Annotated in this window: 5 protein-coding genes; all 5 read right to left on the bottom strand. The window is 54.7% G+C overall.

All coding sequences use genetic code 11. From position 1 onward, the window contains the following. A partial coding sequence (locus tag NW863_RS12120; RefSeq protein WP_414366647.1) for a class I SAM-dependent methyltransferase occupies positions 1 to 1,083 on the bottom strand: 1,083 nt, incomplete at its 3' end. 293 nt (positions 1,084 to 1,376) lie between these two features. Then, positions 1,377 to 2,165 (bottom strand): TylF/MycF/NovP-related O-methyltransferase, encoded by a 789-nt coding sequence (locus NW863_RS12115; protein WP_414366645.1) that lies wholly within the window; start codon positions 2,163 to 2,165, stop codon positions 1,377 to 1,379. Further along, positions 2,162 to 2,962, bottom strand: coding sequence for a phytanoyl-CoA dioxygenase family protein (locus NW863_RS12110; protein ID WP_414366643.1), 801 nt, complete (start codon positions 2,960 to 2,962; stop codon positions 2,162 to 2,164). The genes NW863_RS12115 and NW863_RS12110 overlap by 4 nt, the downstream gene beginning before the upstream one ends. A gap of 13 nt (positions 2,963 to 2,975) precedes the next feature. Next, positions 2,976 to 3,749: a hypothetical protein gene (locus NW863_RS12105; RefSeq protein WP_414366642.1), complete on the bottom strand. Its 774-nt coding sequence runs from the start codon at positions 3,747 to 3,749 to the stop codon at positions 2,976 to 2,978. A 9-nt stretch (positions 3,750 to 3,758) separates the two neighbouring features. Continuing rightward, positions 3,759 to 4,673 (bottom strand): radical SAM/SPASM domain-containing protein, encoded by a 915-nt coding sequence (locus tag NW863_RS12100; RefSeq protein ID WP_414366640.1) that lies wholly within the window; start codon positions 4,671 to 4,673, stop codon positions 3,759 to 3,761. Between the last annotated feature and the right edge of the window lie 1,035 nt (positions 4,674 to 5,708).

Here is a 5,708-nt window from a genome sequence, read left to right as displayed (position 1 = left end):
GTGCTCGATGAGAACCTGCCTTGGCTCTATCCCAAGGCTGGCCATCTCTGTCACAATGTCGGCAGCGCGCCATTGCGTCGGAATGATGACCACGTCTGGCGGTTGCTTGACCAGTTCCTCTCGGCTCACAATTCTCTGGCCCACCCCGGGCACATGAGTGCCGACCTTGTTGGGATCCGAATCGACGACCAAGGGAAACTGCTCGGCCCTAACCCCAAAGTGGTGCATGAAGGCTGCCCCTTTCCCCGTGCCTCCCCATATGGCAACCCGCAGGCCACTGCGGGCAAGCTCGTGAAGCTGGGCCGCAATCCTGCGCCGGGCCGCTTGGCTGCGCTGCAGGAATTGGGCTGCTGCTTCTGCTCGTAGCCGCCAGTCGGGGGGTAGCCGGAGCTCCACGATGGCCAGCACCACTTCCCCATCGTAGGCATGCCACAGGCTCACAATGGCACCCACGCGCTGTAACAGGGCACGTAGCGACTCGGTACTGAACTGCTGGGGGTGTTCGTAGTAAAAATCCACCAATCGGCCTGTGGAGAAAACCCGGTCGATACAAGGTACTTCAACGAGCAAGCGGACAGTCTTCTCACATTGACTCGCAGCCCACGCCAACTGCTGCAGGAAAGCTGCTGGTTGGCTAAAGTGCTCCAGCACGTGGCGCATCACCACCAGATCCGGTTGAATGCGCAGCAGATCCTCGACCGGCTCAAAAAGCCGCGCCTCAAACTGGAAGTCGCGGGGGAAGTCGTCTGGTTGGTGGGGATCAAATCCGATGTACTGCCCTTGCCGACAAGCAGCCAACGCGCGCAGAAAGTGACCACAGCCGCACCCAATCTCAACCACTGTTGGCTTCTGGGGCAGGCGGGTCAACGCCTCATCCGCCAGTTGTGCCAGGTGCCGGTTCCACAGGATCCCGGCGTTGAACATGAGGTTGGGCTGGCTGGGGTAGGGAACATCCTCATAGCAGAAGGCGCGATTCCAGACATGGCCACAGGCAATGCACTGGACAAAGTCAAGCCGATAACGGGGCATTGACCGCGCCTCATGTTCAGTGCGCGGCCAGCCTAGGGTGGCAAGCGGCGCCATCCCTCCGTCAAAAAAAGGGTGGGCCGCTACTTCGCCGCATGCCGGGCAGGAGTCGGAGTAAAGGGGAGTCATGAGAAAAACGCAGCACTGAGGCTATCGTACTACTACCCTGCAACAAACCCTGACCCTAGTCTGCAAGCTAGCCCCCACCCCAGTCCAGGCGGCCAAGAAAGGACTTGGGAAGGGGATGGGGAGTCCAACGCGGCCAACCCGATTGCCCCATCTGGAGCTGCTGTAAACCAGCCCTTGCAGGGCTACCGCTTCAAGGAAGCAAGCTATAGCCGTGGAGGAGTTTACTCAACCACGGCGTAGGACATGGACGTCGCGTAGGGGAAGCGGATCAGACGGAGATTGCGGATGCCCAGCGTCTCCAACGTCGCCAGCGTCTCACCTGGAAACTGACGCATGTTGAGCTCGTCGAACAAGATCACGGCTCCCTTGGGCATGCGCGGCACCAGCAATTCCAGGGCCAGTTTTGTCGGCTCGTAGAGGTCGACATCAAGATGCAGCAAAGAGACAACCAGATGGGGGTTATCTTCAAGATACTTGGGCAGTGTAACGCGCAGATCGCCCTCGACTAGCTTCAGTTTTGGTAGGTGGCCAAGAAAGCGGGTCAAATCGTGGATGGACGCGGCACGCAGAATATCGTTGGCCATGCCGCTTTCGACGGCAAAACCACCGGGACGGGTATGTTCGGAAACCTGCTGACCTGCCAGATCGGCTGCAGACAATTCTGGAAAACCCGTGAAAGTATCGAAGCCGATGATCTCGCGCAGATAATTGGTTGGCTCGAAAATCGAGCTCAGGTGATACCAGGTCATGAGGCTTGCGCCACGGGCAACCCCCATCTCAACAACTGAACCGTGAACGTGCAGTTGCTTCTGGAACACCTCGGCGCGTGCCAAGAATTTCGTTAAGCTTTCCCGCGTGACGTATTTGGTAAAATTTTCCAGCTTGATATTGGCGCTGCCGGGGCTTTCGGCCCAGTAGCGCTCCAGTTCTGCCAGGCACCTGATATTGGCTCCGCTTTGATGGGATGACTCGCGGATCATGCCGCTCAATGGATGGTTAGTGCTGCTCATGGGGCATTCTCCTTGGTTGCAAGTGCTTTCCGTCCTTCTTCTGCCAAATCTTGCCAGCGCCAGCCTCGTTCAATGAAGAAAGGATCGGTCAAATCGGTATAGCGCAGCGAAACCGCAAACCTTACGTCTTCACTGCGGTTCAGGTTGGCCGAATGCGGCAATAGTCCGTCGAAGAGAACCAGGTCACCTGCCATTAGTTCGAGCTGATGCTGCTCCTTGAAGGAAGCGGTGACTTCTGGCAAAAGCGTAATCCACTTGTTTTTTCCACGCAGCGCCTCGTCGTAGGCGTGGGGCAGCAGACCCCGCTTGTGCTCGCCAGGTGCAACCACCAACCCACCATTAAAGGCGCCAGTATTCTGTAACGGAATGTAGGCCACTACGTGATATGGGCCGTAGAAACGATCCTGATGAAAGTAGGCAACATGCCATTCGTGGCCGGGCATGCTTATGATCATGATCAGGCGTGGATGGATGGCGATGTGCTCGCTGCCCAGTACCTCTCTAACCCAACCAGTGAGCAAGCGGCTGCTTGCCAGTTCAAACATCCAAGGCCGACGATTGACCTCCTCGTAAATCCAAGACTGTGCCTCCGGCTTGGCCCGCCACAGAGTTATGAGCGAGCGCGACAAACGACGCACAGGGTCACTTTCTTCACTGGCTGAAAGGCCAAACCGCTCAAGCTGGGTGGCGACCAGCCAGTGCAGGTCATCTGCCCATTCATTTAACAAAGCGGGCGAAATAAACTGGGGGATATGGCAGTAGCCGAGTTCTGCAAATTGCTCCCTGAGCTGTTTCATGTTCACTCTCCTTTTATCGTAGAGCTTTCCAAGCCTGTGCTGCCTCTTGGGAGATAGTGCCAGCATAGTAGCCCTGAATTGGAAAGTGAAACGGTTGATCTTCAGCGGGCTTGCGCAGTACGCAGTAGAGCAGGGCATTGTGGCCAATCTGATTTTTGGTGGCTAGTTCGAGAATATCCTCGCGTTTCCATAGCTGCACAAACTTCAGTGGGTTGTATTCGACGTAGAGATAAGCCATTATCGTATAACCATTTGCCTGAGCTAGATCCCAGAAAAAAGTCGGTTGCACGTTGTAAAAACCATGGTCGAACCAGCCAGTAAAGGGCAGGCCATGGATCATCAAGCCGCCAGGCAGTGTGTAGTCGTGTATGGTTTTCATTACCTGAGCAATGTTGAAGATGTGCTCGGCTGTGCCAAGGTTAAAAACAGCATCATAACGCTGGGGCAACTCAATAGGGAAATTGAGGTCTAGCTTGAGAGCTGTCTCGGTGCCATGAAGATCCACCGCCGTCATGGAGCGCGGCTGCCAGAAGGTGCGCCAAAAGATCTTGGCAATCTCGAACAGCATTCCGGGGCGCTTGGCTTGAGTCATTTCATCGAGCTGACGGAAGAGGGCAGTACGTTCTTCCTCTTTGGCAAAGCGATAAATGTCTTGGCCAAGCTGCTCGACAGCCACGTCGCCATACCAGTTGGCTTCGCCCAGTTCCAAACAGTCTCCTCCAAGTGGAATGGCGTTTTGCTCCCGCATTTGGCGAAATAGGATGTATTCGATGGCGGTAATAGCCATAAATCTCTCTCAGAGAAAATTGCAGCGGCGGCAGGGCTCGACACGCAGACGGTTGTCCACTGTTGTGCGCAGTCGGCGATAGCTTGGGCTGTTGTAGATGTCGAGGACATGCTGCTCCCGAACGTTGCCTATGGGGTAGCGTGCCTGGCCATCGGCGCAACAATGGGCTACTACACCCGTTGCTGTGATCGATATATCAAACCAGCGGGTGCAGGCTACAGGCGGCACTGCGGAAGTGGGCATGTCAACCTGGCCAAGCCAGTTCATGCGTGGAAAAATGCTCACCTCAAACAAGGGATAAGTTGTCTTTACCCAGACAGCAAAATCTTTATCAACTGCCGTGCCGTCACCGACACGCGACAGCACAATGCGCATTGGCAAACGTCCTTCAGCTTTTGTTTTGTGCAGCATGTCCAGGCTTTCGCGGGTTCGTCTATAGGGCAACCTCATTGTTGCCTCATATTCGCTCGGGCGATGATCGTTAAAACTAACCCACAAGTAGCCAAGATTGGGGAACTGGGTCAATCGTTCCAAGATCCGCTCGTTGATGAGCGAAGCATTGGTAGTCAAGGTGATGGTAGCGTGTGGTAACTCAGACTGGAGGTACGTAAGCAAATCAAAAATCCGTGCATCCAAAAATGGCTCATTGACCTTGAAGGGGCTTAGTTGAAAGCGATGAAGACGTGGAATGTCTTTAAGGTCGTTGACGATTTTCTCTATGAGAGCATCGTCCATCTTTGTCCCTTTTCTTTCTAGCGAAGGATAGGGACAAAAGTTGCAGGCAGCGTTGCAGCGCGCCATCGTTTCCAGATGGACGTGGGCTGGAAAGTCAATGTATGAACTCTCCCGCATGGCCAGAGCTCTTCTCTGATAGTCTAGTAAGTTAGGCGGAATTGGGCTCATTTCAACGTTCTCTTGAAGCATGGAATTTTCTCCTGCAATATCTTCCCTACTGATTACAACACTTCCACGCAAGCTCTAGTGTAGGGGCTCTGCACCATTAGCGGGAAGGCTGCTGCCTGTGTCTGTTATGAGCTACCCCAGTGCATGGGTGGGGTTCCCCCGCCTACCTGACGACAAGGCTTTTGTCTCTTCCCCTGCTCCAGTTGCTGCATCGTTCGCGGCAGCGGGACGGCGTCCATCCTGTGTACCGAGTCTGCGTTCGCAAAGCGTGGCGCTAGCCATAGTAGAGCTGAAGCATCCAAGACTCACGAGGCAGGTTCCCAGCCCTGGTTTGGTAGCAACATTGAACATAACTCTCACCGACCCCCTGTCCCTCTCTATCGCAAAATCATAAGCAGACACAGGCATGATAGCAGTACAGCTTGACTCTAAGTGTATTGTTTCGTGCGGCGGTGCTCTGGTACACCCAAAGTCAATCTAGGGACGCTGTCCATTCCCACCGTCTATACAGGGGGGCACTCCGCGCGTTTTGTTGACCTAGCCAGCAATAGGTTGAGCTGCGCTGAAAGATAGGCCAGACTAGGTTCGGTATGGCTAAGTGTGTCAGAACGAAGGAGGCGGCCAGCTCTTTGTTCGATTCCTCTCCAGCAACAACGCTTGGCTTCTGAAGCTTATCTGGTCAGTAGGACTTGCTGCCCGCAACTTGCCCGCAAGACTAAAGGAACGCCGCAAAGCCTTACGCAGCAAGCGTTTGCGGGTATAAAACCGGCGGCTTCCAAACTGCTGTTGTCGGTTCGATTCCGTCCGCCCGCTTCCAGAAAATAAACCTGCTCTAGATGAGCACTCTCAGCCTCAAACCTTAGCTGGGGGTAGATTTAGGTTCTGAATTGGGGTCGAAAGCTGTCAATGGAGTGTCTACTAACTGTCTGCAAAGGGGTGGGGGTGGACAAAAAGTTAGTAGCCACCTACACCTCCTATAGGATTTTGCTTTTGAGCTGGCGCTACTGGTTGTTGAGGGAGGTGCCGGACAGAGAACTTGGCTAGAGCCTTACCCGG

This window comes from Synechococcus sp. B60.1, assembly GCF_047462555.1.
In the GTDB taxonomy this organism is placed as follows: domain Bacteria; phylum Cyanobacteriota; class Cyanobacteriia; order Thermostichales; family Thermostichaceae; genus Thermostichus.
The sequence above is the reverse complement of the archived record's forward strand: the minus strand, read 5'-3'. Positions and strand labels throughout refer to the sequence as shown.